Source organism: Bradyrhizobium sp. NDS-1 (genome assembly GCF_032918005.1).
In the GTDB taxonomy this organism is placed as follows: Bacteria; Pseudomonadota; Alphaproteobacteria; order Rhizobiales; family Xanthobacteraceae; genus Bradyrhizobium; species Bradyrhizobium tunisiense.
The window spans coordinates 6,917,816-6,943,708 of record NZ_CP136628.1 but is presented as its reverse complement, the minus strand read 5'-3'; the positions used below and the strand labels follow the sequence as shown (position 1 = coordinate 6,943,708).

The following is a 25,893-nucleotide window of genomic DNA, read 5'->3' as shown; positions in this document are numbered from 1 at the left end:
TCGCGCTTCGCGCGTCCGGGACACGAGTTCAATCCTACTGTGCTTCGCTGAACGTCGCGCGGAACGGATGGCCCGGATAGACGCCGACGATGCGGAATTCGCGCGAGAAGAATTTCAGCTCCTCGATGGCGAAGGCGAGCCCCTTGTCCTCGGGGTGGCCATCGACGTCGGCATAGAACTGCGTGGCGAAGAAATTGCCGTCGACCATGTAGCTTTCCAGCTTGGTCATGTTGACGCCGTTGGTGGCAAAGCCGCCGAGTGCCTTGTACAGCGCGGCCGGCAAATTGCGCACCCGGAAGACGAAGGTCGTGACCAGCGGACCCGTGCCTTGCGCGGCCCATTTCGGCTCGCGCGCCAGCACCACGAAGCGCGTCGTGTTGTGGGCCTCGTCCTCGATGTCCTCGGCGAGGATGTCGAGGCCATAGATCTTGGCGGCGAGGCGCGAGGCGATCGCGGCGACCGTCTTGTCCTTGCGTTCCGAGATGTCGCGGGCGCTGCCGGCAGTGTCGGCGTGCACGATCGGCTTGATGCCGAGCTTGCGGATGATGCGGCGGCACTGGCCGAGCGCATGCACATGGCTCTCGACGCTCTTGATGTCGTCGAGCCTGGTGCCCTTCACCGCCATCAGCTGATGCCGAACGGGGAGAAACCACTCGCCGATGATGAAGAGACCGGAGGCCGGCAAGAGATGATGGATGTCGGCGACGCGGCCGGCGACCGAGTTCTCGATCGGGATCATGCCGAGATCGGCCTCGCCCGACGAGATCGCAGACAGCGCATCCTCGAAGGTGGCACAGGGCATCGGCTCGGCGTCGGGATAGGCTTCGACGATGGCGATGTGGGAATTGGCTCCGGGCTCGCCCTGGAATGCGATTTTCAGCTTGCTCATGTCTTAAAAGTGCTCCTGCGGCGCCTTGTACCAGCCGCTCAGGATTTGGAAAGGATGCTGCGCGCGGTTTCGAGATCAGGCGGCGTGTCGACGCCGCGAGGTACGCTGTCGACGATCATGATGTCGATGCGCATGCCGGCTTCGACCGCCCGGAGCTGCTCCAGGCTTTCCTGACGCTCCAGCGGCGAAGGCGGCAGTGCCACGAACCGTTCCAGCGCCGCGCGGCGGTAAGCATAGAGGCCGATGTGGTGGTAACGCGGTCCATTGCCGTAAGGGGCTGTGGCGCGGGTAAAATAGAGTGCCCGCAGCCGCCGCGGCCCGATCGGCGAGCCGATGGCCTTCACGACGCTGGGGGCGAGGTCCTCCTCCTCGGTGTGGATTTGCGAGGCCAGCGTCACGATGTCGACCGCGGGTTCGGAAAAGGGCGGCAGCACCTCGCGGATGGTCTGCGGCGTGATGGTCGGGAAATCGCCCTGCAGGTTGATCACGATCTCGGCCTTGCCGTCCGGGTCGAGCTTCTGCATGGCCTCGTGGATGCGGTCCGAACCGGAGGGGTGGTCGGCGCGCGTCATCACGGCTTCGCCGCCATGGGCCGTCACGACCGAGGCGATCTCCGGCGTATCGGTTGCGACCGCGACCCGGCCGATACCGGCGGCCTCGGCGCGGCGCAGCACATGCACGATCATCGGCTGGCCCGCGATGTCGGCGAGCGGCTTGCCGGGCAGGCGGGTGGCGGCCATGCGGGCCGGGATCAGCACCAGGATGCGAGGGTCGATCATCGGGTCAAGAGCCTGCAAACAGGGCGTTTTCCGCGCCGAGAAATGGAGGTGGGACGGGTTGAAAGCCGGGTCGCTTATACGGGTTGCCAGACCCCGGGCAAACCGATATCTCAATGGCAAAACTCGGGGAAACTATAGGATACGTTTGATTCTCCCGAGGCTCGTCCTGGCGGCCGATTGCGCCGCTGTTTCCTTCTTGCGGTGGGGCCTGGCCGGAAATGGACTCTTTCGAACTCAATAAGATCATGGGTGCCGTGCTCGGTACCTGTCTCTTTCTCCTGGTGACCAGCTTTACCGCCCAGGCTCTTTTCTCGCCCAAGATGCCGGAAAAGCCCGGCTTCGAGATCGCCGTGAAGGAAGATGCCGGCCACGGCAAGGAAGGCGCCGCCGCCGCGGCAGCGTCCGAACCGATCGAAAAGCTGCTCCAGACCGCCTCCGTCGAAAAGGGCTCTGCCGCCGCCAAGAAGTGCGGCGCCTGCCACACCTTCGAAAAGGGTGGCCCGAATCGCGTCGGTCCCAACCTCTATGGCGTCGTCGGCGAGCCAAAGGGCCAGGGCCGCGGCGGCTTCAACTTCTCGGCGGCCCTCAAGGGCAAGGGCGGCAACTGGACGTTCGATGACCTCAACAAGTTCATCGCCAATCCGAAGGGCTTTGTCCCGGGTACCGCGATGGGATTTGCCGGCATCCAGAAGGATTCCGAGCGGGCCGACGTCATTGCCTACCTGAATTCGCTGTCGGAGAAACCCCAGCCGCTGCCAACGGCGGCGAAGTAAAGCTTCAACAACCTGTCTCTGAAAATGCGGCCGGGCTGAAGAGCCTGGCCGTTTCCTTATCCGGCCCTCCCAGTGAATTTATCGGGGCGTTTGGCCGCATCCGATCGGCGGCCGGGGCTTCCAAGATGAGGAAAAAGCAACATATTCGGTCGAAACCTCGCCTATATTGCGAACTTAAAGGAGTAGCCTCCTTCAAGACAGGGATGTTGATTTGGCCATTACCCGACGCGATCTCCTGCTCACCGGCACTGCGGCCGCAGCGCTTCCCGCCCTCGGTTCCGTAGCGGGCCTTTCCGTCGTCGGCAGTGCCGCGGCGCAATCGGCGAATGAGCTGCCTTGGCGCCACGCGCTGTCCCTGTTCGGGAAGGTCAAGTACCCCGCTGATTTCAAGCGCTTCGATTATGTCAATCCGGAAGCGCCCAAGGGCGGCATCGCCCGCCAGATCGCCGTCGGCACCTTCGACAATTTCAACATCGTCGTGTCGGGCGTGAAGGGCCAGGTCGCCGGCGCTGTCGCATTCATCTACGAGTCCCTCACGACGGCCTCGCTCGACGAAGTCTCGACCGAATACGGCGCGCTGGCCGAGGCCGTCAGCCACCCGGACGATTTCGCCTTCGTCACCTACCGTTTGCGGCCGCAGGCCAAATGGCACGACGGCAAGCCTGTTACCGCGGAGGACGTGATCTTCTCGCTGGATTCCTTCAAGAAGCATCACCCGATGTACTCGGCCTATTACAGCCACGTGCTGAAGGCCGAGAAGGTTGGCGAGCGCGAGGTGAAGTTCGTATTCGACGCGCCGGGCAACCGCGAGCTGCCGCAGATCGTGGGGCAGCTCACGGTCCTGCCGAAGCATTGGTGGGAGGGGACGGACGCGCAGGGCCGCAAGCGCGATGTCTCCGCGACCACGCTCGAAGTTCCGCTCGGCTCCGGTCCCTACAAGATCAAGGACTTCGTGGCGGGACGATCGATCGCGCTGGAGCGCGTCAAGGACTATTGGGGCCGCGATCTGCCTGCCAATGTGGGTCGCAACAATTTCGACGAGCTGCGCTACGAATATTTCCGCGACGCCACCGTGGCGATCGAGGCTTTCAAGGCCGACCAGGTCGATTGGCGTGCGGAGAACAGCGCGAAGAACTGGGCGACCGCCTACGACTTCCCGGCCGTGACCGAAAAGCGCGTGATCCTCGAAGAATTCGCCAATCGCAGCTCGGGCGTGATGCAGGCCTTCGTGCCGAACCTGCGCCGCGGCAAGTTCAGCGATCCGCGCGTGCGGCGTGCGCTCAACTATGCGTTCGACTTCGAGGAGATGAACAAGCAGATCTTCTTCGGCCAGTACAAGCGCGTCAGCAGCTATTTCGACGGCATCGAAGATCTGATGGCAACCGGCGTGCCGCAGGGCAAGGAGCTCGAGATCCTCGAGACCGTCCGCGCCCAGGTCCCGCCCGAAGTCTTCACCACGGCCTACACCAATCCGGTCGGCGGCAATCCGGAAGCCGTGCGCGATAATCTCCGCGAGGCGCTGCGCCTGTTCAAGGAGGCCGGCTACGAGGTGCGCGACCGCAAGCTGGTCGACGTCAAGACCGGCGCCCAGTTCACCCTCGAATTGCTGAACTCGGATCCCAGCTTCGAGCGGATCACGCTGTTCTACAAGCCGTCGCTGGAGCGGCTCGGCATCGCGGTGAGCGTGCGCACGGTCGATCCGACCCAATACGAGAACAGATTGCGGGAATGGGACTTCGATATTGTCACAAAGTCCTGGGGGGAGTCGCAGTCTCCCGGCAACGAGCAACGGGAACGTTGGGGCGCCAAGAACGCCGACATAGCAGGGTCTGACAATATAGCGGGAATCAAGAATCCGGCGGTCGACAAGTTGATCGATCGTGTGATTTTCGCGAAAGATCGAGACGAGCTCGTCGCCGCAACCAAGGCGCTCGACCGCGTGCTGCTGTGGAATCACTACGTCGTGCCGCAATGGACCTACAACAAGGTGCGTACCGCGCGCTGGGACCGTTTCGGCCGGCCGGCGGAACTGCCCAAATACGGGCTATCCGGCTTCCCGTTCATCTGGTGGTACGACGCAGACAAGGCGGCACGGATCGCAAAGAAGTCGTGAAGGACATCCCCCGCATGACGCAGATGTCACGCCGCCATGTGCTGGCCCTGGGTGTTGGCGGCGCCTTTGGAGCGTTCCTTGGCGTGCCGCCGTTGCGCAAGGCAGGCGCGTCGGAGGCCGGAATCGAGGCCCATGGCATCTCCGCGTTCGGCGATCTCAAATATCCCGCCGATTTCCGCCAGTTCGACTACGTCAATCCGGCTGCCCCGAAGGGGGGCACGTTCTCGCTGATTCCGTCGACGAAATCGCATAACCAGTCCTACCAGACCTTCAACTCGCTCAACGCCTACATTCTCAAGGGCGACGGTGCGCAAGGCATGGACATGACGTTCTCGCCGCTGATGGTGCGCGCGAGCGACGAGCCCGACGCGATGTATGGGCTTGCCGCCAAATCCGTGCAGATATCGCCGGACAGGCTGGTCTATCGTTTCACGATGCGGCCCGAAGCGAAATTCCACGACGGCACCAGACTCACCGCGCATGATGCGGCGTTCTCGCTGACGACGCTGAAGGCCAAGGGCCACCCGCTGATCGTCGTGAACATGCGCGACTTCGTGAGCGCGGAAGCCATCGACGACGCCACGCTCGTCGTCACCTTCGCCAAGGGACGCGCCCGCGACGTACCGCTCTATGTCGCCGGTCTTCCGATCTTTTCGAAAGCGTATTACACGTCCCGGCCGTTCGATGAATCGACGCTGGATACTCCGCTCGGCTCCGGTCCGTACAAGGTCGGGAGGTTCGAGGTCAATCGCTACATCGAGTTCGAGCGAGTCAAGGATTGGTGGGCGGCCGATCTGCCGCCCTGCCGCGGCACTTACAATTTCGATGTCGTGCGCTATGAATTCTATCGCGACCGCGATGTCGCCTTCGAGGGCTTCACCGGCAAGAGTTATCTCTATCGCGAAGAGTTCACCTCGCGCATCTGGGCGACGCGCTACGACTTTCCGGCCGTCAAGGACGGCCGCGTCAAGATGGAGGTCGTGCCCGACGACACGCCCTCCGGCGCGCAGGGCTGGTTCATCAATACGAGGCGCGACAAGTTCAAGGACCCGCGCGTGCGCGAGGCCCTGATCAACGCCTTCGATTTCGAATGGACCAACAAGACCATCATGTACGGCGCCTATGCCCGTACCGTGTCGCCGTTCCAGAATTCGGACCTCATGGCGGGCGGTGTGCCGCCTTCGCCGGAAGAGCTGAAGCTGCTGGAGCCGTTTCGCGGCCAGGTTCCCGACGAAGTTTTCACCGCACCGTTTACGCCTCCGGTAACGGACGGCTCCGGGCAGGACCGCAGCCTGTTGCGCAAGGCGCAGCAACTGCTGAGCGAGGCTGGCGTGCCGATCAAGGATGGCAAGCGGATGCTGCCCAACGGCGAGGTGTTCAAGATCGAGTTCCTGTTGGACGAACCCTCCTTCCAGCCGCATCACGCGCCCTACATCAAGAATCTCGCGACGCTCGGCATCGAGGCGAACGTGCGCCTTGTTGATGCGGTGCAATACAGGGCGCGTCAGGATGACTTCGATTTCGACCTGACGATCCAGCGCTTCAGCATGTCGGCAACGCCGGGCGATGCCATGCGCTCGTTCTTCTCCTCGCAGGTCGCGAACACCAAGGGCTCGTACAATCTCGCGGGCATCGCCAACCCGGCCATCGATGCCATGATCGAGAAGATCATGGCAGCCGACAGCCGCGAGGAATTGACCTTTGCTTGTCGTGCTTTCGACCGCCTGTTTCGCGCCGGCCGCTACTGGGTGCCGCAATGGTACAACAAGACGCACCGGCTGGCTTATTGGGATCAGTTCGGCCACCCGCAGAAGCTGCCGCGTTATGCCAACGGCGTCGGCGCGCCCGACATCTGGTGGCATGAACCCGCCAAGGCCGCCAAGCTCGAACAGGCGAAATAATCATGAGCGCCTATATCGCCCGCCGCATCCTCCTGATGATCCCGACGCTGCTGGGGATTCTCTTCGTGTCTTTCGTCGTCGTGCAGTTCGCGCCGGGCGGCCCGGTCGAGCGCGTGATCGCGCAACTCTCCGGGGCTGACACCGGCGGCACTTCGCGCATTTCGGGCGGCAGCGACTTTGCGCAGCGGGCGCCCGGGCAGGTCGGGGCCGGTGGCGACGCCATCAACTCGAAATATCGCGGTGCGCAGGGTCTTGATCCTGACTTCATCAAGAAGCTCGAGGTGCAGTTCGGCTTCGACAAGCCGGCACCGGAACGCTTCGCACTGATGGTGTGGAATTTTGCCCGCTTCGATTTCGGCAAGAGCTATTTCCGCGACGTCAGCGTTCTGCAACTCATCAAGGAGAAGCTGCCGGTTTCGATCTCGCTCGGCCTGTGGTTGACGCTGATCACCTATCTGATCTCGATTCCGCTCGGCATCCGCAAGGCGGTGAAGGACGGCACGCGCTTCGACACCTGGACGTCGACCATTCTCGTGCTGGGCTATGCCATTCCCGGCTTCCTGTTCGCCATCCTTCTCATCATCCTGTTCGCCGGCGGCTCCTTCTTCAACTGGTTCCCGCTGCGCGGACTGACCTCGGACGGCTGGTCGCAGTTTCCCTGGTACTGGCAGATCATCGACTATTTCTGGCATCTGACGCTGCCGCTGATCGCCATGGGGTTAGGTGCCTTCACCACCATGACGTTCCTGACCAAGAACTCGTTCCTGGACGAGATTCGCAAGCAATACGTGATGACCGCGCGCGCCAAGGGCTGTAGCGAGGGCCGGGTGCTCTACGGCCACGTCTTCCGCAATGCCATGCTCATCGTGATCGCCGGCTTCCCGGGGACCTTCATCCACGCCTTCTTTTCCGGCTCGCTGCTGATCGAGACCATCTTCTCGCTGGACGGGTTGGGCCTGCTCAGCTTCGAGAGCGTGCTCAACCGCGACTATCCCGTGGTGTTCGGCACGCTCTACATCTTCTCGCTGGTCGGCCTCGTGATCAACCTGGTCTCCGACCTGACGTATATGTGGATCGACCCCCGGATCGATTTCGAAGCGCGGGAGGTCTGATGACGATCACCGCACCGACGCCGATCGAGACCACGGCCCAGTCCCCATTGGGCGAGGTCGTTCCGATCACACGCAAGCCGTTCGCTCCTTCGCCGCTCAACAGGCGGCGGTGGCAGAACTTCAAGGCCAACCGCCGCGGCTACTGGTCGTTCTGGTTATTCATTGCGCTGTTCGTGCTCTCGCTGTTCGCGGAGCTGATCGCCAACGATCGGCCTTTTCTGATCAAGTTCGACGGTCGCCTCTACTGGCCCGCGTTCGTGACCTATTCCGAAACCACCTTCGGCGGGGACTTCGAAACCGCGGCTGACTACCGCGATCCCTATTTGCAGAAGCTGATCAAGGAAAAGAACGGCACCATCGTCTGGCCGCTGATCCGTTACTCTTACGACACCCACAATCTCGACTTGCCGACGCCGGCGCCGTCGCCGCCGACCTGGATGCTGACCGAGAAGCAATGCAAGCCGGTGGTGGAAAAGAAGGGGCTGACGAGTTGCCGCGACCTCGAATACAACTGGCTCGGCACCGACGACCAGGGGCGCGACGTGGTCGCACGGCTGATCTACGGCTTCCGCATCTCGGTGCTGTTCGGCCTTTGTCTCACGATCGTTTCGTCGGTCATCGGCATAGCAGCGGGCGCGGTGCAGGGCTATTTCGGTGGCCGGGTCGATCTCATCTTCCAGCGCTTCATCGAGATCTGGACGGCTATCCCCTCGCTCTATCTTCTCCTGATCCTGTCCTCGGTCCTTGTGCCCGGCTTCTTCGTGCTGCTCGGCATCCTCTTGCTGTTCTCCTGGGTCTCGCTGGTCGGCCTCGTGCGGGCCGAATTCCTGCGCGGGCGCAACTTCGAGTACATCCAGGCGGCGCGGGCGCTCGGCGTCTCCAACCCGACCATCATGTTCCGCCATCTGCTGCCGAACGCGATGGTGGCGACCATGACGTTCCTGCCCTTCATCGTGTCGAGTTCGGTGATGACATTGACGGCGCTGGATTTCCTCGGCTTCGGCCTGCCGCCGGGGTCACCTTCGCTCGGCGAATTGCTGTCGCAGGCCAAGTCCAATGTGCAGGCACCCTGGCTCGGGTTCTCCGGCTTCTTCTCGGTCGCGATCATGCTTTCACTCCTGATTTTCATCGGCGAAGCCGTTCGCGACGCCTTCGATCCGCGCAAGACGTTCAGGTAGGCCGATGGACGCGATCAACCAGCCCCTGCTCAGCGTGCGCGATCTCTCGGTGGCCTTCCACCAGGGCGGCGCCACCACGCTTGCAGTCGACAAGGTCACGTTCCAGATCAAGCGCGGCGAATGCCTGGCATTGGTCGGCGAATCCGGATCCGGCAAGTCCGTCAGCGCGCTCTCGATCCTCAAGCTCCTGCCCTATCCGAACGCCTCGCATCCCTCGGGCAGCATCCGCTTCAAGGGGCAGGAGCTGATCGACCGATCCGAGCAGCAGATGCGGGAGATTCGCGGCAGTGACATCTCCATCATCTTCCAGGAGCCGATGACCTCGCTCAATCCGTTGCACACGATCGAGGCGCAGATCGGCGAGATCATCCAGTTGCACAATCCGACCAGTAATGCCGAGGCGCGCAAACGGACGCTGGAGCTGCTGACGCAGGTCGGCATCCCCGAGCCCGAGACGCGGCTGAAGAGCTATCCGCATCAGCTCTCCGGCGGTCAGCGCCAGCGTGTGATGATCGCGATGGCGCTCGCCAACGAGCCGGATCTGCTGATCGCGGACGAGCCGACGACGGCGCTCGACGTCACCGTGCAGGCACAGATCCTGGCGCTGCTCGCCGAGATCCGCTCGCGGCTCGGCATGAGCCTGCTCTTCATCACCCACGATCTCGGCATCGTGCGCCGCATCGCCGACACCGTCTGCGTCATGAAGAGCGGCGAGATCGTCGAGCAGGGACCGGTCGAGCAGGTCTTCAAGTCGCCGAAGCATCCCTATACGCGCGATCTGCTCGCGGCCGAGCCGAAGCCGGACCCGGCGCCGCCGCAGCCGGATGCGCCGGTGGTGATGTCGGCGGACGATTTGAAGGTCTGGTTTCCGATCAAGCGCGGCCTGATGCGCAAGACGGTCGGCCACATCAAGGCGGTCGACGGCGTCAGCGTCGCCGTGCGCAAGGGCGAGACGCTCGGCGTCGTCGGCGAGTCCGGCTCGGGCAAGACCACGCTGGGGCTGGCACTGCTGCGGCTGATCTCCTCGAACGGGCGCATCGTATTCCTGGGAAAAGACATCCAGGGACTGCGTTTCAAGGAGATGCGGCCTTTCCGCCGCGACATGCAGATCGTGTTCCAGGATCCGTTCGGCTCGCTCAGCCCACGCATGTCGGTCGCCGATATCATCGCCGAAGGTCTCTCCGTGCATCAGCCGAAGCTGTCGGGCGAACAACGCGAGGCGCGCGTCGTCAAGGCGCTCGAGGATGTCGGGCTCAATCCTGAGACGCGCTTTCGCTATCCGCACGAATTCTCCGGCGGCCAGCGCCAGCGCATCAGCATCGCGCGGGCGGTGGTGCTGGAGCCGGATTTCGTCGTGCTGGACGAGCCGACAAGCGCGCTCGACATGCTGTTCCAGGCGCAGATGGTCGATCTCTTGCGCGAGCTCCAGCGCAAGCGCGAGCTCACCTATATGTTCATCTCGCACGATTTGCGCGTCGTCGCTTCCCTTGCGAGCCACCTGATCGTGATGCGCGGCGGCAAGGTCGTCGAAGAGGGACAGGCCGCCGAGCTGTTCAAGTCCCCGAAGACGGATTACACGCGGGCGCTGTTCGCGGCGGCGTTCCGGCTGGAGACCGCCGGGAACGGCTCGGCGGCGACGTAAGCCCCGTCACAACCGCTTGATCGCGACGACTTCGCTGCCGGCCTGCTTGATCCGTGCGATGGCCGGCTCGATCGGCTCGATCACAGTCGCCATGTGATGCGCATTGGCGTGAACCATGGTGCTGCCATCGCGGACGACCGCGACATGTCCCTTCCAGAAGATCAGATCGCCGCGCAGCAGGCGGTCCCACTCGTGCTGCTCCAGGGTGCGGCCCAGCCCGGCCTGCTGCATGTCGCTGTCGCGCGGGCAGCCGGTGCCTGACGCTGTCAGCGAGACTTGAACCAGGCCGGAGCAATCGATGCCAGAACTGCTCTTGCCGCCCCACAGATAGGGCGTGCCGACGAAGCGCTCGGCGACGGCGACGAAGTCCGGTTCGCTGTGATCGAGCGGGGCGAGATGGGACTTCGGCAGATACCTGCCGTCCCGCGTCACGGCGAAGCTGCCGTCTTGGCGCGCCACCGCGAGCCTGGATCCCATCACCAGCGTGTCGGCCGGCGGCAGCTTGATCGAGGGGCCGGGGAAGGCAAACGTCCTGAGGGCGCTGACCTTGTGGGTCGGGCCCGCCGTGGGCTTCGCGAGCGCCGCGTCCGGCAGCCAGCCGACATAGCCGTCGTCATTGAGCTGGCCCCAGGCCCAGCCTTCGCCGTTGCGGTCGTAAACCGTGACGCGTTCGCCGCGCAGTGCCTCCGTCATCAGCATCGCGTTCGAAGACGCCTGCTCGCGCACCGGCGCGATCGGTTCGACCACCTCGAATTCCTCACCGGTGACGAAGCGATCAGCCTCAACTTCGCCTTCGAGATATTTCGCAGCGAGGTCGCCCCGCGCCGGCGTCAGCCGCGGATCGTATTTTGGATTATGCATAGCGCTCGCCCAGCAAGGTGTAGATGGCTCGCGCAGCCTGGCACTCGCCTCCTTCGGGCCGCGCGGGCTTGGCCGACGGCGTCCAGCCGTAGATGTCGACATGCAGCCAGCTCCTGGCGTGCTCGACGAAGCGCTGCAGGAACAGCGCGCAGGTGATCGAGCCGGCAAAACCGCCTGACGGCGCGTTTGTGATGGTGGCGGTCTTGGAGTCCAGCCAGGAATCGTAAGGCGGCCACAGCGGCATGCGCCACAACGGATCGTTCTCCTGCACCGCGCAGCGCGCGAGGTCGGCGGCAAGGGTTTCGTCATTGGTGTAGAACGGCGGCAGTTCCGGACCCAGCGCGACCCGCGCCGCGCCGGTCAGTGTGCCCAAATCGATCAGCAGGTCGGGCTTCTCCTCGTCGGCCAGCGCCAGCGCGTCGGCGAGCACCAGCCGCCCTTCGGCGTCGGTGTTGCCGATCTCGACCGTGATGCCTTTGCGCGAGGTGAAGACATCGAGCGGGCGGAAGGCGTTGCCGGCAACCGCGTTCTCGACCGCCGGAATCAGCACGCGCAGCCGCACCTTCAGCTTGGCGTCCATCACCATGCGTGCCAGCGCCAGCACGTTGGCAGCGCCGCCCATGTCCTTCTTCATGATCAGCATGCCGCTCGACGGCTTCAGATCGAGCCCGCCGGTGTCGAAACAGACGCCCTTGCCGACCAGCGTCACCTTGGGATGAGCAAGGTCGCCCCAGCCGATGTCGATCAGCCGCGGGGCGCGGCTGGATGCCATGCCAACGGCGTGGATGAGCGGGAAATTCTTCTCCAGCTCTTCGCCGATGGTGCAGGCGAAACTTGCACCGAACTCGGCCGCGAGGTCTTGCGCGGCGGCGGCCAGCTCTGCCGGTCCCATGTCGTTGGACGGCGTGTTGATGAGGTCGCGCGCGAGCATTGCGGCCTCAGCGACCCGCTCGATCCCGGCCGCATCGACGCCATCAGGAGGCACCAGCCGGACGTCGGGGCGATCAGCCTTGCGGTAGCGCGCGAAGCGGTAGCATCCCAGTGCGAAGGCGAGCGCTGCCAGCCGCGTATCATGCGGCGCATTGGCAAAGCGATAAGTGCCCGGCGGCAAAAGCCCGGGCAGGGCGCCAGGCCGGAACAGGTCGCGCGATCTTGCGCCCTCGTCCTCGAGGCCGAACAGCACCTGCGCAATCGCGCCGTCGGGCGCGGGCAGCGCGAGATGGGCGCCCGGCTTGGCGGTGAAGGCGCATGCCGTGGCGAATAGGCGTTGCGCTGGCGGCAGCGTCTCGGCGACCTGATCCCAGCTCGCTTTGGTGACGAAGATGATCGGGATGGCGGCGGGTGACGTCTCGAAGACAGAAGGCATTGGCGGGTCCCGATCGTCAGATCAAACGGGTCATACGACCGGACGAGACTTCGCAGAGTTTGGCCGCTGCTGCAATCGGCTTTGCCGTCACCGTTCAGCGAGCGCTACTCGCGGCTAGGGGCCCATGCTAGGTTCCGGCAAGGCCGCCAGAGATGGAAACCGGGCGACCGACGACAAGCCCGCCGGGAGGAAGCGCAATGGAATTTGTGTGGAGCGTGGTCACATTCATCGGACAGGCCGTCGAGGCTATTTTTGGCTATATCGAGCACCATCACTGGATCTTCGCGCTCCTGGTCGGCGGTTACGTGTTTTATCTCCATGACCGATCCGTCCACGCGCGGTTCGATGCGCTGGACAGGCGCGTCGACGAAATCCGCAAGCGGCTTGCCATCGAATATTGATCGGACGAAATGAAACCGTCGTACGGCAGGTCTCGTATTTCATGTTGAGAACTGCCGTTCACCCGAGTGTTGCCGCGGGGCTTTACTAGCGCCACGGTTGTGTCATGATTGGTGAATATTTTAGATTGTGTCGTGCGCCTCTGCACGACTCAAGAGCAAGATCTTTGCCCGAGCTATGACTGGCTTCGATCTGTTTCGTCAAAGGTATTTCTCGCATCGTTTTGGGCGGCGCAGCATCGGCAAATGAGCGGCGCAAAATGGATAGATCGTTCGTTATTGCGCAGATTTCCGATCTGCATCTCGACGGATCGGGCCGGCTGCTTGCGGCGATCGAAACGCTCAGTGCCGCTCTCCGCGAGAGAATGGCGGGCCTCGCCGACGTCCCCGACCGCATCCTGCTGATCACGGGAGATCTCGTGGACGATCCGACGCCGCGCGCGCTCGACGAAGCGCTCGCCGTCATCGCGTCCCTGCGGCAGACACGCGTGTTCACCGACATCCAGGCCGTTGCCGGCAATCACGACGTCAAGCGGCCGAGCCGCTGGACCGGCCGCCACGACGTCTATGATTACCTCAATCTGCCGCGGACCTCGAAGAGCGTCTATTACCGGCAGGCCGGCCTCGACTTGGTGCTGCTGGATTCCAACCGCGCAAGCCTGACGACGCTTGCGAGCGGCAACATCGATGAGGGCACGTACAAGACGATGGTCGCGGATTCCGCCCGGCTGAGCGTCGAGCTCGCGGGCAGCATGGGGTCTGCGGGGCGCGCCGACTATGCCGAACCGACGGAGAACCTGGTGCGCGTGCTGGCCCTGCATCATCATCCGCTGCCGCAGGCGACCGGGGAAGGAAAGCGCTTTCTCGGCGTGCCCGACGAGCCGCTGATGTATCTGGCATCGCCCGCAACCTTCCTCGAAGCGGCAACCTCCCTCAACGTCGATCTGATGCTGCACGGTCACCGGCATGTCGAGGGATTGACCCGCTATTCCATCCCCGATCCACGCGCGACCTCGAGCGAGAGCGGCGAAGCGTTCTGGCGCACCATCTACGTGCTCTCCTGTCCGTCCTCGACCGGGCAGGCCGGCGACGATGCCGGCTTCAACATCATCCATTTTAGTCCTGTGTCCCATGCAGGCCGTATGGACTACCGTTTCGCGGTCGCGCGCTACTCGAGACCGCGCAACGAAGGCGCTTTCAGGCTGCTCGATTCGAACCTGCCGGACGGAATCATCAGGCTGCCGGCAGGGCGGGACTTTTCCCGTGATCCGGCGGTTCAGTCGGCAATCGAGATCGCCTCATGCGTCTCGCTGAAGCGGAATCAGGTCGCCGCGTTCGCCCGCCGATTGTTCGCGCGCCGCGGCTTCTACGATGAAGCCGAACCGGACTGGGCGAACGCGTTCTACACCTACGTCGTCTCGTCTCATGCCTGGACGGACCTCGAAGGCAAGGTCGCGAGGTCGGGACCGAGGTCTGACATCGGCGCATTGTCCGCGGTGAGAACACTGCTCGCTCGATTGATCGCGCAGTCCGCCGAGGTGCTCGGCGTCGACCGCGCTCAGCTCGATTCGCTCTCCGGCAGGCGCTCGATCAACCGAGACGACTTCCTGCGCCAACTGCCGAGCCTGTCCGGTGAGGGTGTCGATACTCAGCAGGCGGCGCGGCAAAGGCGGGAGTTGCTGCGGGAGATGAACGAACCGCTGAAGGCGCTCGGCCTCGATCTGGATCTCGGCGGTGAGGCGCCGCCGCAAACGGCTGCAAGGCGGCGTTAACCGGCCGTTAGGGTTAACAGTCTATTGCTGGCGCGTTCGGCTCGATCAATCGGCTCGAGAGTCAAGGCGTCATGCGTCAACGGTTCAGGCTAGCCCGGCTTCTTGCGTCCACGTCAGTGGTCGCGGCATTGGCTATGGGCCTCGGCGGCTGCACGGCCATGTCGAAACTCTCCGACGTGACGGGCTCGGTCGGCGGATCACGGGCGGAGGCGCCTCCCACCGAACGCACACCGGCAGATCCGGTGCACGCTGTCGAAGTCTATGGCGAGCGCTACCGTGCCAATCCCAAGGATGCCGACGCCGCGCTTGCCTATGGGCAGGCCTTGCGCAGCAACGGCCAGCGCGCCCAGGCCGCGGCCGTGCTCGAGCAGGCGACCATCGCCAATCCTGGCAACAAGACACTCCTCGCCCTGTATGGTCGCGCGCTCGCCGACAACGGCAAATTCCAGCAAGCCTACGATGTCCTGGCGAAAGCGCATTCGCCTGATAATCCGGACTGGCGCCTGCTCTCGGTGCAGGGCACTGCGCTGGACCAGATGGGCCGTCACGAGGAGGCGCGTTCCTATTACGCCAGCGCGCTCAAGATCGCACCGGGCGATCCCGGCGTGCTCTCCAATCTCGGCCTGTCCTACATGTTGTCGAGAGATCTTCCCAAGGCCGAAGAGGCGCTGCGGCAGGCCTACGCTTCGCCGCGCGCGAGCACCCGCGTGCGGCAGAATCTCGGCCTCGTCGTCGGCCTTCAGGGCCGCTTCGCGGAAGCCGAGACCATCGTGAAGGCAGATCTGCCACCGGACCAGGCTGCCGCCAACGTCGCCTATCTCAAGGACATGCTCAGCCGCAGCGAGGGCCCGCGCGGCGGACCGAAGCGGACACCGGTCGCTTCGCTCAGCCAGCCCGACTGATCAGATCCCTAGACTGCGGCGTCAGGGGGAACCGCGCGGATCGCCCCGTCTCAATGCAGCTCGGTGATCTTGATGCCGGTCGGCCCGAGAATGACGACGAACAGCACCGGCAGGAAGAACAGAATCATCGGCACCGTCAGCTTCGGCGGCAGGGCGGCCGCCTTCTTCTCGGCTTCGTTCATGCGCATGTCGCGGTTTTCCTGCGCCATGACCCGCAAGGAATGCCCGAGCGGGGTGCCGTAACGCTCTGCCTGCATGAGTGCGAGACACACCGACTTGACGCCCTCGAGCCCGGTGCGTCGCGCCAGATTCTCATAGGCAACCTTGCGATCCTGCAGGTAGGACAATTCGGCCGTGGTCAGCGTGAACTCTTCGGACAGCGCGATCGACTGCCCCACGATCTCGGTGGCGACTTTCCGGAACGCCATCTCCACCGACATGCCGGATTCGATGCAGATCAGGAGCAGGTCGAGCGCATCGGGAAAGGCGCGCTTGATCGAGAGCTGACGTTTGGAAATCGCATTCCTGAGGAACAGCATCGGCGCCTGGAGGCCGAGATAGGCGGCGCCCACGCAGATGCCGATCTTGATCGGCAGCGCCTGCTCCATATGCGCGATCCCGAAAACGTAGATGACCGAGCCGATGAAGAGCACGATCGGCGCGACCATGCGGGCAAACAGGAAGGTGATGTAGGGCGCATGGCCGCGGTAGCCAGCCATGATGAGCTTGTCCCGCGCAGCCTCCTGCGCGAGCCATTTGGTGAGGTTGAAGTCCTCGACGACCTTGGAGACGAGTTGCTTCGGGGTCTGGCGCAGCGAGACCTTTTCGTTCTTGTTAAGGCGCTCACGCTCGCGCTGCCGAATGCGTTCACGCTCGCTCGCGACCGCCTTCATGCGCTTGGAGAGCCCTTCGCCGGCGAGCAGTGGCATCACCAGCGTATACACGGTGGCACTGGCGGCAATGGCCGCCAGCAGCATGGTCATGAAGCGAACGTCGTGCAGTTTCGAGACGAGAAAATCGACCATACGGCACCGTCAAAAATCGAAATTGATCATCTTTTTCATCACCATGATGCCGATCGACATCCAGACGACGCAGCCGACCAGCATCAGCTGGCCGGTGGGATGAGTCCAAAGCAGCGAGATGTATTGCGGCGTCGTGAGGTAGACGAGGAACATCACGATCGGCGGCAGCGAACCGATGATGCCGGCCGAAGCCTTGGCTTCCATCGACATCGCCTGGATCTTCTCCTTCATTTTCTTGCGGTCGCGCAGCACCTTGGAGAGGTTGCCGAGTGCCTCGGAAAGGTTGCCGCCAGACTTCTGCTGGATCGAAACCACGATGCCGAAGAAATTGGCCTCAGGCAGCGGCATGCGCTCATAGAGCCGCGAGCAGGCCTCGCCGAGGGGCATGCCGATCGCCTGCGTCTCGATGATCGACAGGAATTCACTGCGCAGCGGCTCGGGCGCGTCGGCGGCAACGACCTTGATCGATTCGAACAGCGGCAGGCCCGCCTTGATGCCGCGGACGATCACGTCGACCGCGTCCGGCAGCGCCGCCAGGAATTTGGTCTCGCGACGCTTCTTCAGGAAGCCCAACGCCCACCGCGGCAGCCCGAATCCGCCGGCAAAGGCAAGGCCGGCCGCACCGATCAGGCCGCCGCCGGCAAACAGGGCGACCGCGAAGAGGACGCCCGCCACAACGGCGGAGACCACCCAGAATTTCTGTGTCGTCCAGTCGAGCCCAGCCTGTGTCAGGCGGACGCTGAGCGAAACGCTCTTTTCCTGAAGGCGACGCGCTTCGAGATCCTTCAGGGTGGTCTCGACCTGCTCGCGGCGTGAGCGCTGGGTCTTCTCGGCCTGGCGAGCCGTGGGCACCTCGGCGCGCGAGATCGAGGCTCGGCGGCTTTCGGCCTTTCGTTCCCCGGACAACAGCGGATAGAGAAAGACCCAGGCGATGCCGCCGACCGCTGCGGTGGCAAGAAATGCGAGGGCGAGGACTTGCATGTTCATGGCGGTGCCGTCCTGCTCACGTCGTCGGCTTGACTTCCGCCGCGTCCAACGCAGCGGCAAGGCGCTTCTCGTCGCCGTAATAGCGGGCGCGTTCCCAGAATCTCGGACGGCCGATGCCGGTCGAGCGGTGCCGGCCGATGATCTTTCCGTTGGCGTCCTCGCCGACCATGTCGTAGAGGAAGACGTCCTGGGTGATGATGGTGTCGCCTTCCATGCCCATCACCTCGGTGATGTGGGTGATGCGGCGCGAGCCGTCGCGCAGGCGCGCGGCCTGGACGATGACGTCGATCGAGGCGCAGATCATCTCGCGGATGGTGCGCGAAGGGAGCGAAAAGCCGCCCATCGTGATCATGGATTCGCAGCGCGACAGCGCCTCGCGCGGGTTGTTGGCGTGCAGCGTCCCCATCGAACCGTCGTGGCCGGTGTTCATGGCCTGGAGCAGGTCGAACGCCTCCGGGCCGCGGACTTCGCCGACGATGATGCGTTCAGGACGCATGCGCAGGCAGTTGCGCACCAGCTCCCGCATGGTGACCTGGCCCTCACCCTCGATGTTGGGCGGACGGGTTTCCAGTCGCACCACGTGAGGCTGCTGCAGTTGCAGTTCGGCCGCATCCTCGCAGGTGATGATGCGTTCATCGTGCTCGATATAGTTGGTCAGACAGTTGAGCAGCGTGGTCTTGCCCGAGCCGGTACCGCCGGAAATCAGCACGTTGCAGCGGACGCGGCCGATGATCTGGAGGATCTCCGCGCCTTCCGGTGAGATCGCGCCGAACTTGACGAGCTGATCCAGCGTCAGCTTGTCCTTCTTGAACTTGCGGATGGTGAGCGTCGGCCCGTCGATCGACAGCGGCGGCACGATGGCGTTGACGCGGGAGCCATCGGCCAGGCGGGCGTCGCAGATCGGCGAGGATTCGTCGACGCGCCGGCCGACCTGGCTGACGATGCGTTGGCAGATGTTGAGGAGCTGCTGGTTGTCGCGGAAGCGAATTCCCGTGCGCTGGATCTTGCCGGCGACTTCGATGTAGACGGTGTTGGCGCCGTTGACCATGATGTCGGCGATGTCGTCGCGCGACAGCAGCGGCTCGAGCGGGCCGTAGCCGAGGACGTCGTTGCAGATGTCGTCGAGCAGTTCCTCCTGCTCGGCGATCGACATCACGATGTTCTTGATCGCGATGATCTCGTTGACGATGTCGCGGATTTCCTCGCGCGCGGACTCCGAATCGAGCTTGGCGAGCTGGGCCAGGTCGATCGCCTCGATCAGCGCGCCGAAGATGGTCGCCTTGACCTCGTAATAATTGTCCGAGCGCCGGCTCTCCATGGGCGGAGGTGGCGGAGCCTTGGCAGGCGCAAGCGGCGGGGAGGCGACGGCCGGCGGAGGCGGGGCGCGCGACACCGTCGGCGCCGGAGCCTGGACAGGCTCGGGCGACACGGCGCCGGGCTTGGGCGCCCGAAGGTCGGTGTCTGTTCCGCTACGCTTACCGAACACTTAATAACTCCATGCGGCGGCTTATTTTCCCCGCAACTTGTCAATCAGGGGTGAAAACAGGGACGACTTTTGTTTCTTGGTCTCGCTGCGGCCGGTCAGGCGCTGGGCGATCTGGAGGAACATCTCGATCGACTTGTGGTTGGCCGAGATCTCCGCGATCATCTGGCCGTTGTTGGCCGCAGAGCCGAAAATCTGCGGCTCGAACGGGATCGAGACGATCGGCTGGCTCTCGATCGCCTTGGCGAACTCGGCAGCGGCGATTTCGGGTCGCTTCGGCACGCCCACCTGATTCAGGCAGTAGAGCGGCGGCCGGTCGTTGGGACGCGCGGCCTTCAGCAGATCGAAGAGGTTCTTGGTATTGCGCAGATTGGCGAGGTCAGGAGCGGCCACGATCAGGATGTCATCCGCTCCGATCAGGGCGCGCTTGGTCCAGCCCGACCATTGATGCGGAATGTCGAGCACGATGCAGGGCATGGTGGAACGCAGCGTGTCGAAAACGGAGTCGAATGCGTCGCTGCCGAAATCATAGACCCGATCGAGCGTCGCCGGCGCGGCCAGCAGGCTGAGATGGTCGGTGCATTTCGACAGCAGGCGGTCGATGAAGGCGGTGTCGACGCGATCGGGTGAGAACACGGCGTCGGCAATGCCTTGCGGCGGATCCTGGTTGTAGTCGAGCCCGGCGGTGCCGAACGCGAGGTCGAGGTCGGCGACGACGGCATCCATTGCAAGGTCGCGCGCGATCGCCCAGGCGACATTGTGGGAGATGGTGGAAGCCCCGACGCCGCCCTTGGCGCCGACCACGGCGATGATGCGGCCGACCGCCTTGGCTTCCGGGGCCGAGAACAGGTTGCAGATCGAGCGCACGACGTCGATCGCGCCGACCGGCGCGAGCACATAGTCGCTGACGCCGCGGCGCACCAGCTCGCGGTAGAGCGTGACGTCGTTGATGCGGCCGATCACGACCACGCGGGTGCCGGCGTCGCAGACGGTGGCGAGCTGGTCGAGCCCGCCCAAGAGGTCGTTGCGGCCGTCGCTCTCGAGCACGATCACGTTCGGCGTGGGGGCCGAGCGGTAGGCTTCGACCGCGGCCGCCATGCCGCCCATCTGGATCTTCAGATGAGCCTTGCCGAGCCGACGATCCTCGCCGGCCGACTGGACGGCGGCAGCAGTTTCCACAGTCTCGCAAAAGGCCTGGACCGAGACGCGCGGCGCGGGCGCAATATGCTCCTCGACCGGGGGAGGAGCTGCTTCCGGCTGCTCTTCGTGTGTCTGGCGAGCGTAGCTGATCATTTGCCGGTGTCGCTGAGTTTGGCCTTGTCGGCGTCGGAATAGGTGGTCGACGTCGAGAGTCCCTTGCGGTACTTCTCGAGACCAGTGATGCGTCGGGCCGTGTAGGACGGCGTTTCAGGCCGCGGCTGCTCCAGGTCCGACGGATTGTCGACCATCGCCGCGAGGTTGCGCTGATAGGCGCAGCCGTAATTGTAGTAGTCCTTGTTCTCGAACCACCTCTTGTTCTTCATCGAAGGACCGATGTCCTCCGGCCACAGGCCGCAAGGACCCGCGACCGCGGCGATCTTGGAATAGGTGAGCCGGATCGGCGGCAGGAAACGTTTGTCTTCCGGCTGGTAGGGACGAATGTTGACGCCGCGCGGCGGAACGCCTGCGCCCGCCAGCATCGCCTGGATTTCACGCATCGTGTCCGCGACCGGACGCGCGTTGGGCGTGCCGGACGGAACGTCGATGCGGATGGCGCCCGTACCTTCGCGCAACCACGCCGATGCGACACCCATCACGTCCGCGCGCTGGGCGGCGGTCAATCCGCCGCGGGCATGGCCGACGAAGACGACGATCGAGCGGTTCTGCTCCTCGATCGCGATCGGATGGCGCTGCTTGTAGTCGTCGGGAATGGAAGCGGTGAGGACTTCGTCGTGCTGGCAGCCGCAGAGCGCCAGCGCGATGCCGACGAGCGCGCCACCGAGGCGGATGGCGCGTTTGCGAAGCTGGGGTGGTCTTGTGATCATCGTGAAGTCCCCGTTCCGCTTCAGTCGGTGATGAAGCCGTAGGTGCCGCGGTAGTTCTTGGCCGGTTCGGTCCGGCCAGGCACGCCGTAGATGCGGTTAATGTTGCCGATCAGCTGGGCCTGCGGGTCCGCCGGCGGGGCAAAGCCGTCATCCGGCCGCGACAGGTCCTTCGGCGCCACCGCGCGAACGACGTAAGGCGTCACGATCACGACGAGCTCGGTCGCGTTGTTGACGAAGTCACGGCTGCGGAACAGCGTGCCGAGGATCGGGAGCTGCATCAGCCCCGGCAGTCCGTTGATCGCCTGCTTGGTCTGCTGCTGGATCAGGCCGGCCATCGCCATCGCGCCGCCGGAGGGAATTTCCAGCGAGGTCTCCGCGCGCCGGGTCCTGATCGAGGGCACCGTCAGCGAGTTCACCGACGTTGAGCTGACGGCCTGCGACAGCGTGATCGCATTTTCGTTCGAGAGCTCGGAGACCTCGGTCATCACCCGCAGGCTGATCTTGCCTTCGCTCAGCACGACGGGGGTGAAATTGAGCGAGATACCGAACTTCTTGAAGCTGATCTGGGTGGTGCAGACATGCGTGACGGGATCGCACGCATAGCCTGCCGGAACCGGGAATTCACCGCCGGCGATGAACGTTGCCGATTCACCGGAGATCGCGGTCAGGTTCGGTTCGGCCAGCGTGCGGATCACGCCCGCGGTTTCCATCGCGCGCAGGGTGGCCTGCACCGACGGCGCGCCGCCGAACTTCGTGGTCAGATTGTTGCCGTCCACGAGATTCTTGCCGAGAGCCGTGAACGGATTCGAGTTGGAGAAGCTCACCACGGAGGTGCCGTAGTTGAGGTTGGCGGTCAGGTCGATGCCGAGCTGCTTGACGATGTTGCGCTGGACCTCGGCCACCGTCACCTTGAGCATGACCTGGTCGCGGCCGCGGACCATGATCGAGTTCACCACCTTGTCGGCGCCGCCGGCCAGGCGCGCGGCGAGATCATTGGCCTGCTGCGCTTCCAAGGGGTTCGCCGCCGTGCCGGTCAGGACAATGCCGTCGCCGAGCCCGTCGATCTGGATGTCTGCATGGGGCAGGACCTGCTTCAGCGCCGCCCGCACACCGTTGAGGTCGCGCTTGACCGCGATGTCATAGGCCGCAATCTGCTGCCCGGCGGAATCGAAGAAGACGATGTTGGTCTGGCCGACCGCGGCGCCGATGATATAGGCGCGCTGCGCCGAGCGGACCACCGCATTGGCGATCTTGGGATCGGCGACCAGCACGTCCTTGATGTCGCGGGGCAGGTCGATCACGATGGACTTGCCGACGCCGAGCGAGAGGAAGCGCGCGTTCATCTGGCCGTCCGCCGCAGCCGATGCCGCGGGTCGGTAATCGGCGGCGACCACGGGGCTCAGCACCGGGTTGAGCGCCAGCGCGATAGCGGCCGAAAACGACAGGGCGCGGACCACGGAGGTCCGCATCGTCGCCAGATCCACCCTGCATTTCATATCGACTGTCTTCATCGTGCTTTCGCCGTCTGACTTGGAATGCCGTAGCGAATGATCGAAATACCGTCCCGCTTCTGCGCGGAATCATCGAGCGTGATTTCGCTCATCTTGACGTCGACGATGCTGCGCAACGCCAGCGACAGCGTGCCGCTCTGGCGGGCTGCAGAGAGCGTCGCGGTCTGCGCGGGATTGAGCTCGAGGGTGACGGTCTTGCCGACCACCGCGTTCTGGCCGTCCTTCTCCTTCGGCGCCTGATCGATGGCGAGGACTCGGATATTGGCCAGGATGATCTCGGAGGTGACGACGTCGGGAGCGCCGCTGCTCTGGTCCGGGTTCTTCAGCCGGCGTGTGAGAAGGACGTCGACGCGATCGTTGGGCAGGATGAAGCCGCCTGCGCCGGTCTCCGGCGAGATCTCGGTCGAGATCGCCCGCATGCCGGTGGGCAGGATTGCCGCCATGAAGCCGGAACCCTCGGCCTTGACCAGCTTCTGGTCGCGAATCGGCTCACCCTGGATGAAGGGGGCACGCGCAATCGATCCGCTGACCTGGGTCGCGCCCTCGGGACGCTCGTTGCGGCGGATGAAGGTGGCGCTGGCGGTCGCGGCCGGCCAGGTCTGCCATTGCACGTCTTCCAGCTTCACGGTCTGACCGAGGCCGATGTCGTTCTTGGCCACGAGAACGTCGACGGTCGGAAGCTGCGCGACCGGGGCCGGAGGCGGCGCAGAATTGTCCGTGCCGCTCGCCAGGTACGCGGCGACGCCGCCGGCGCAGATGGCGACCGCCAGGACGACAATGCGTGCCCTATTCATACGCTTCACTTTCCAACAAAACGCCGCGACGCTGCCGCCGCCGTAATCGGCAGTTGACCAGCTATTCGTCAAAGCATGGTTAATGAGGCGTATCTAAATCGCCTTAACGCTGGGTTTACCCAGTGCGTTCAGCGCAGCGCGAGGTGGGCGAGGTCGATCGCCTTCACCCATTCGGTCTCCGGGTAGACCATCAGCGCGCTCAGGGCGAGCGCGATGCCATAGGGGATGCCGCTCTCCTTGGCGTGCAGCCGCGCAAGCCAGGCCTGCCCCGCCAGCCCATAGGGCAGCGGCCATTGCCGGAACTGGAGCAGGAGCAGCGTCAGCGCGCCGCCGAACAGCGATGCGTAGAGCAGGAAGTTCATCAACTGCGCGAATCCGAACCAGAGCGCGACCGAGGCCGCGACCTTTGCGTCGCCGCCGCCGACCCAGCCCATCGCAAAGCAGGTGAAGGCCACGACCAGGACAAGCGCGCCGGCACCGACATGAGTCAGCATCTCGTAAGGTGCCATGCCACCGGCGAGGGCAAGTGCGAAGAAGCCCGCGACCAGCGCCAGCGACACGCGATTCGAGATCGTCATCGTGAAGAGATCGCTCGCGGCGGCGAACGCCATCAGGGCCGGGAAAAGCAGAAGGCGCGCAAGGTCGAGGATCATGGGCTGCGTCTTGTAGCCGAGGGTTTTGCCGCGGGAACTGGCGTCGGGCGATGCTAGTCGGGAGTGCTAAATAAACCGACAACGGCAGTATGAGTGCGGGCGCCGAAGCCGCGGAACGCGGGCTCACCAGGAGCCGGCAATGCGCGCGGCGAGCGCGACTGTCGCAAGCAGCAGCGCAAGGCAGACCCAATAGACCGGCGAGCCGGCCTGCGCAGCCCCTGCCTGGTTCGCCGCGACCGCGGCATCGGTTCTGTACTCGCGCAACGCCACTGGAACTCGCCGTCTTCAAAAACAAAGGCCCCGGAGATCCGGGGCTCTTGCCGTCGTTCGTCGGTCGCTTACTTCAGCGACGTGCTGATCGAGGTGAACTTGGTGTTCAGCGTGGTGCCGAGATTGTTGACGACGGTGATGATGGCCAGCGCGATGCCGGCGGCGATCAGACCGTATTCGATGGCGGTGGCGCCGGATTCATCCTTCGCGAAACGCGCAATCAAGTTCTTCATGAACAAAACTCCATCTGGGGTGAAGATCGCCTCGTTCGGCGCCGTCTTTGACCCCTTGACCATGAGAGCCGAGCTCTTTCGGTAGAGTTAATTCGATCGAGCAAACCCGATTCCGGCGCGATGCTTTCGCCCAGAGTGAATTTCCCCTTAAAGCCGCGAGTGCAATCCGCTCCGGTTCCAGATGCAGCGGGAGCACGACGGCGGCTTCACCGTCCCTTAAATCTAGCGGAGTAGGCGTAGGAGAACTGGATTCCGCGGAGAGAGGCGATGATGTCGAGCCTGCCCATGCAAGTCGCCCTGATGCTCGGCGAGACCATCGTGAAGGTGATCCCCGTCACCTTCGCGCTCGCGGCCGTGTTTACCGTGCTCGAGCATTTCTGGGCCTGCAATCCCGGTGCGCCGTGGTGGCGCAAGCGGGAGATCGTCACCGACATCTGTTACTGGTTCTTCGTTCCGGTGTTCGCCCGCACCATGCGGATCGGGCTTCTCATCGTCGGCGCCAGCGCCATCTTCAACATCCACGATGCCGACGGGCTCATCGCCTTCTACGACAACGGCCATGGCCCGCTGGCGCAGCTGCCCCTGTGGGTGCAGGCCGTGCTGTTCCTGGTGCTGTCCGATTTCATGTTGTATTGGCTGCACCGGCTCTTCCATGACGGCGGCTTCTGGAAGTACCACGCCGTCCATCATTCGTCGGAGGAAATCGGGTGGATTTCCGCGGCCCGATTCCATCCCGTCAATCTCATGCTCGGGACGATCAGCGTCGACGTCGTGTTGTTGATGGCCGGCATCTCCCCGAACGTCATGATATGGGTCGGCCCGTTCACCACCTTTCATTCGGCCTTTGTGCACGCCAACCTGAACTGGACCTTCGGACCGTTCAAATATTTGCTGGCAACGCCGGTATTCCATCGTTGGCACCACACATCACTCGAAGAGGGTGGCAACACCAATTTCGCCGGGACGTTCCCGATCTGGGACGTGCTGTTCGGCACCTTCCGCATGCCGGAGGGGCAGTTGCCGCAGGACTACGGCAAGGATGAAGCGACCATGCCGAAGGAGTTCGGGGGCCAACTGGCCTATCCGTTCCGCCAATAGGATTGGAATATTGGCGCGTAAAGGCAGTCCGTTCAAACAATCGTCGGCGAGTTTGCGGAACGTTCACGAATTAAAGGCAGGTTACCGGGGTCGGGCACTGGCTCCGCCAATATCTGGTCGCTTCTGCCG

General features: G+C 63.9%; 24 protein-coding genes. 10 read left to right on the top strand and 14 right to left on the bottom strand.

Annotated features, from left to right (window positions below; all coding sequences use genetic code 11):
• Positions 1 to 34 precede the first annotated feature (34 nt).
• A complete protein-coding gene (locus tag RX330_RS32410; protein WP_317241185.1) occupies positions 35 to 889 on the bottom strand; it encodes a prephenate dehydratase in 855 nt (284 codons plus the stop codon).
• A 38-nt stretch (positions 890 to 927) separates the two neighbouring features.
• Positions 928 to 1,668: a 3-deoxy-manno-octulosonate cytidylyltransferase gene (locus RX330_RS32405; protein WP_212087823.1), complete on the bottom strand. Its 741-nt coding sequence runs from the start codon at positions 1,666 to 1,668 to the stop codon at positions 928 to 930.
• Positions 1,669 to 1,886: 218 nt separating this feature from the next.
• On the opposite strand from RX330_RS32405, the gene RX330_RS32400 reads away from it, so the two are divergent.
• The 6 genes from RX330_RS32400 (at position 1,887) to RX330_RS32375 (ending at position 10,387) form a co-directional block, all read left to right on the top strand.
• Positions 1,887 to 2,441 carry a c-type cytochrome gene (locus RX330_RS32400; RefSeq protein ID WP_317241184.1) on the top strand — a complete coding sequence of 185 codons (555 nt, stop codon included), beginning with the start codon at positions 1,887 to 1,889 and terminating at the stop codon, positions 2,439 to 2,441.
• 211 nt (positions 2,442 to 2,652) lie between these two features.
• Positions 2,653 to 4,554 carry an extracellular solute-binding protein gene (locus RX330_RS32395; protein WP_317241183.1) on the top strand — a complete coding sequence of 634 codons (1,902 nt, stop codon included), beginning with the start codon at positions 2,653 to 2,655 and terminating at the stop codon, positions 4,552 to 4,554.
• A 14-nt stretch (positions 4,555 to 4,568) separates the two neighbouring features.
• Positions 4,569 to 6,455 carry an extracellular solute-binding protein gene (locus tag RX330_RS32390; RefSeq protein ID WP_317241182.1) on the top strand — a complete coding sequence of 629 codons (1,887 nt, stop codon included), beginning with the start codon at positions 4,569 to 4,571 and terminating at the stop codon, positions 6,453 to 6,455.
• A gap of 2 nt (positions 6,456 to 6,457) precedes the next feature.
• On the top strand, positions 6,458 to 7,567 hold the full coding sequence (locus RX330_RS32385; protein ID WP_212087830.1) for a microcin C ABC transporter permease YejB: 1,110 nt from the start codon (positions 6,458 to 6,460) through the stop codon (positions 7,565 to 7,567).
• Positions 7,567 to 8,745, top strand: coding sequence for an ABC transporter permease (locus RX330_RS32380; RefSeq protein WP_212087832.1), 1,179 nt, complete (start codon positions 7,567 to 7,569; stop codon positions 8,743 to 8,745). Before RX330_RS32385 ends, RX330_RS32380 begins: the two co-directional genes overlap by 1 nt.
• Positions 8,746 to 8,749: 4 nt before the next feature.
• Positions 8,750 to 10,387 (top strand): ABC transporter ATP-binding protein, encoded by a 1,638-nt coding sequence (locus RX330_RS32375; RefSeq protein ID WP_317241181.1) that lies wholly within the window; start codon positions 8,750 to 8,752, stop codon positions 10,385 to 10,387.
• A 6-nt stretch (positions 10,388 to 10,393) separates the two neighbouring features.
• Here the strand turns inward: RX330_RS32375 and RX330_RS32370 are convergent, their stop codons facing one another.
• Positions 10,394 to 11,248 (bottom strand): NlpC/P60 family protein, encoded by an 855-nt coding sequence (locus RX330_RS32370; RefSeq protein WP_317241180.1) that lies wholly within the window; start codon positions 11,246 to 11,248, stop codon positions 10,394 to 10,396.
• Entirely contained in the window at positions 11,241 to 12,614 is a 1,374-nt protein-coding gene (locus tag RX330_RS32365; RefSeq protein WP_317241179.1) for a leucyl aminopeptidase family protein, read from the bottom strand. Before RX330_RS32365 ends, RX330_RS32370 begins: the two co-directional genes overlap by 8 nt.
• A 197-nt stretch (positions 12,615 to 12,811) precedes the next feature.
• On the opposite strand from RX330_RS32365, the gene RX330_RS32360 reads away from it, so the two are divergent.
• The 3 genes from RX330_RS32360 to RX330_RS32350 all read left to right on the top strand — a co-directional run bounded on the left by RX330_RS32360 (position 12,812) and on the right by RX330_RS32350 (position 15,686).
• Complete coding sequence (locus RX330_RS32360) at positions 12,812 to 13,015, top strand: hypothetical protein (RefSeq protein WP_212087840.1); 204 nt, start codon at positions 12,812 to 12,814, stop codon at positions 13,013 to 13,015.
• A gap of 257 nt (positions 13,016 to 13,272) precedes the next feature.
• On the top strand, positions 13,273 to 14,784 hold the full coding sequence (locus tag RX330_RS32355; RefSeq protein ID WP_317241178.1) for a metallophosphoesterase family protein: 1,512 nt from the start codon (positions 13,273 to 13,275) through the stop codon (positions 14,782 to 14,784).
• 71 nt (positions 14,785 to 14,855) lie between these two features.
• Positions 14,856 to 15,686: a tetratricopeptide repeat protein gene (locus RX330_RS32350; protein WP_212087851.1), complete on the top strand. Its 831-nt coding sequence runs from the start codon at positions 14,856 to 14,858 to the stop codon at positions 15,684 to 15,686.
• A 50-nt stretch (positions 15,687 to 15,736) separates the two neighbouring features.
• Here the strand turns inward: RX330_RS32350 and RX330_RS32345 are convergent, their stop codons facing one another.
• The 10 genes from RX330_RS32345 to RX330_RS32300 all read right to left on the bottom strand — a co-directional run bounded on the left by RX330_RS32345 (position 15,737) and on the right by RX330_RS32300 (position 24,666).
• On the bottom strand, positions 15,737 to 16,711 hold the full coding sequence (locus tag RX330_RS32345) for a type II secretion system F family protein (protein ID WP_212087853.1): 975 nt from the start codon (positions 16,709 to 16,711) through the stop codon (positions 15,737 to 15,739).
• A 9-nt stretch (positions 16,712 to 16,720) separates the two neighbouring features.
• Complete coding sequence (locus RX330_RS32340) at positions 16,721 to 17,698, bottom strand: type II secretion system F family protein (RefSeq protein ID WP_317241177.1); 978 nt, start codon at positions 17,696 to 17,698, stop codon at positions 16,721 to 16,723.
• 16 nt (positions 17,699 to 17,714) lie between these two features.
• Positions 17,715 to 19,184 (bottom strand): CpaF family protein, encoded by a 1,470-nt coding sequence (locus RX330_RS32335; RefSeq protein WP_317241176.1) that lies wholly within the window; start codon positions 19,182 to 19,184, stop codon positions 17,715 to 17,717.
• A gap of 21 nt (positions 19,185 to 19,205) precedes the next feature.
• Positions 19,206 to 20,474, bottom strand: coding sequence for a CpaE family protein (locus tag RX330_RS32330; protein ID WP_212087859.1), 1,269 nt, complete (start codon positions 20,472 to 20,474; stop codon positions 19,206 to 19,208).
• Positions 20,471 to 21,205: a CpaD family pilus assembly protein gene (locus RX330_RS32325; protein WP_212087861.1), complete on the bottom strand. Its 735-nt coding sequence runs from the start codon at positions 21,203 to 21,205 to the stop codon at positions 20,471 to 20,473. Before RX330_RS32325 ends, RX330_RS32330 begins: the two co-directional genes overlap by 4 nt.
• Before the next feature lie 20 nt (positions 21,206 to 21,225).
• A complete protein-coding gene (locus RX330_RS32320) occupies positions 21,226 to 22,701 on the bottom strand; it encodes a type II and III secretion system protein family protein (protein WP_212089067.1) in 1,476 nt (491 codons plus the stop codon).
• An 11-nt stretch (positions 22,702 to 22,712) separates the two neighbouring features.
• Positions 22,713 to 23,510 carry a Flp pilus assembly protein CpaB gene (gene cpaB / locus RX330_RS32315; protein WP_212087863.1) on the bottom strand — a complete coding sequence of 266 codons (798 nt, stop codon included), beginning with the start codon at positions 23,508 to 23,510 and terminating at the stop codon, positions 22,713 to 22,715.
• 128 nt (positions 23,511 to 23,638) lie between these two features.
• On the bottom strand, positions 23,639 to 24,163 hold the full coding sequence (locus tag RX330_RS32310) for a prepilin peptidase (protein WP_212087865.1): 525 nt from the start codon (positions 24,161 to 24,163) through the stop codon (positions 23,639 to 23,641).
• A gap of 123 nt (positions 24,164 to 24,286) precedes the next feature.
• Positions 24,287 to 24,427 carry a hypothetical protein gene (locus tag RX330_RS32305; RefSeq protein ID WP_317244058.1) on the bottom strand — a complete coding sequence of 47 codons (141 nt, stop codon included), beginning with the start codon at positions 24,425 to 24,427 and terminating at the stop codon, positions 24,287 to 24,289.
• A 74-nt stretch (positions 24,428 to 24,501) separates the two neighbouring features.
• Positions 24,502 to 24,666, bottom strand: coding sequence for a Flp family type IVb pilin (locus RX330_RS32300; RefSeq protein ID WP_027544253.1), 165 nt, complete (start codon positions 24,664 to 24,666; stop codon positions 24,502 to 24,504).
• 270 nt (positions 24,667 to 24,936) lie between these two features.
• Between RX330_RS32300 and RX330_RS32295 the strand changes: the two genes are divergently transcribed.
• Positions 24,937 to 25,764, top strand: coding sequence for a sterol desaturase family protein (locus RX330_RS32295; protein WP_212087867.1), 828 nt, complete (start codon positions 24,937 to 24,939; stop codon positions 25,762 to 25,764).
• Positions 25,765 to 25,893 lie beyond the last annotated feature (129 nt).

Bases quoted from the DNA above. Each gene is read 5' to 3' on its own strand.
- RX330_RS32410 (WP_317241185.1), bottom strand. From the start codon at position 889: ATGAGCAAGCTGAAAATCGCATTCCAGGGCGAGCCCGGAGCCAATTCC.
- RX330_RS32405 (WP_212087823.1), bottom strand. From the start codon at position 1,668: ATGATCGACCCTCGCATCCTGGTGCTGATCCCGGCCCGCATGGCCGCC.
- RX330_RS32400 (WP_317241184.1), top strand. From the start codon at position 1,887: ATGGACTCTTTCGAACTCAATAAGATCATGGGTGCCGTGCTCGGTACC.
- RX330_RS32390 (WP_317241182.1), top strand. From the start codon at position 4,569: ATGACGCAGATGTCACGCCGCCATGTGCTGGCCCTGGGTGTTGGCGGC.
- RX330_RS32385 (WP_212087830.1), top strand. From the start codon at position 6,458: ATGAGCGCCTATATCGCCCGCCGCATCCTCCTGATGATCCCGACGCTG.
- RX330_RS32380 (WP_212087832.1), top strand. From the start codon at position 7,567: ATGACGATCACCGCACCGACGCCGATCGAGACCACGGCCCAGTCCCCA.
- RX330_RS32375 (WP_317241181.1), top strand. From the start codon at position 8,750: ATGGACGCGATCAACCAGCCCCTGCTCAGCGTGCGCGATCTCTCGGTG.
- RX330_RS32370 (WP_317241180.1), bottom strand. From the start codon at position 11,248: ATGCATAATCCAAAATACGATCCGCGGCTGACGCCGGCGCGGGGCGAC.
- RX330_RS32365 (WP_317241179.1), bottom strand. From the start codon at position 12,614: ATGCCTTCTGTCTTCGAGACGTCACCCGCCGCCATCCCGATCATCTTC.
- RX330_RS32360 (WP_212087840.1), top strand. From the start codon at position 12,812: ATGGAATTTGTGTGGAGCGTGGTCACATTCATCGGACAGGCCGTCGAG.
- RX330_RS32355 (WP_317241178.1), top strand. From the start codon at position 13,273: ATGGATAGATCGTTCGTTATTGCGCAGATTTCCGATCTGCATCTCGAC.
- RX330_RS32350 (WP_212087851.1), top strand. From the start codon at position 14,856: ATGCGTCAACGGTTCAGGCTAGCCCGGCTTCTTGCGTCCACGTCAGTG.
- RX330_RS32345 (WP_212087853.1), bottom strand. From the start codon at position 16,711: ATGGTCGATTTTCTCGTCTCGAAACTGCACGACGTTCGCTTCATGACC.
- RX330_RS32340 (WP_317241177.1), bottom strand. From the start codon at position 17,698: ATGAACATGCAAGTCCTCGCCCTCGCATTTCTTGCCACCGCAGCGGTC.
- RX330_RS32330 (WP_212087859.1), bottom strand. From the start codon at position 20,474: ATGATCAGCTACGCTCGCCAGACACACGAAGAGCAGCCGGAAGCAGCT.
- RX330_RS32325 (WP_212087861.1), bottom strand. From the start codon at position 21,205: ATGATCACAAGACCACCCCAGCTTCGCAAACGCGCCATCCGCCTCGGT.
- RX330_RS32320 (WP_212089067.1), bottom strand. From the start codon at position 22,701: ATGAAATGCAGGGTGGATCTGGCGACGATGCGGACCTCCGTGGTCCGC.
- cpaB (WP_212087863.1), bottom strand. From the start codon at position 23,510: ATGAATAGGGCACGCATTGTCGTCCTGGCGGTCGCCATCTGCGCCGGC.
- RX330_RS32310 (WP_212087865.1), bottom strand. From the start codon at position 24,163: ATGATCCTCGACCTTGCGCGCCTTCTGCTTTTCCCGGCCCTGATGGCG.
- RX330_RS32300 (WP_027544253.1), bottom strand. From the start codon at position 24,666: ATGAAGAACTTGATTGCGCGTTTCGCGAAGGATGAATCCGGCGCCACC.
- RX330_RS32295 (WP_212087867.1), top strand. From the start codon at position 24,937: ATGTCGAGCCTGCCCATGCAAGTCGCCCTGATGCTCGGCGAGACCATC.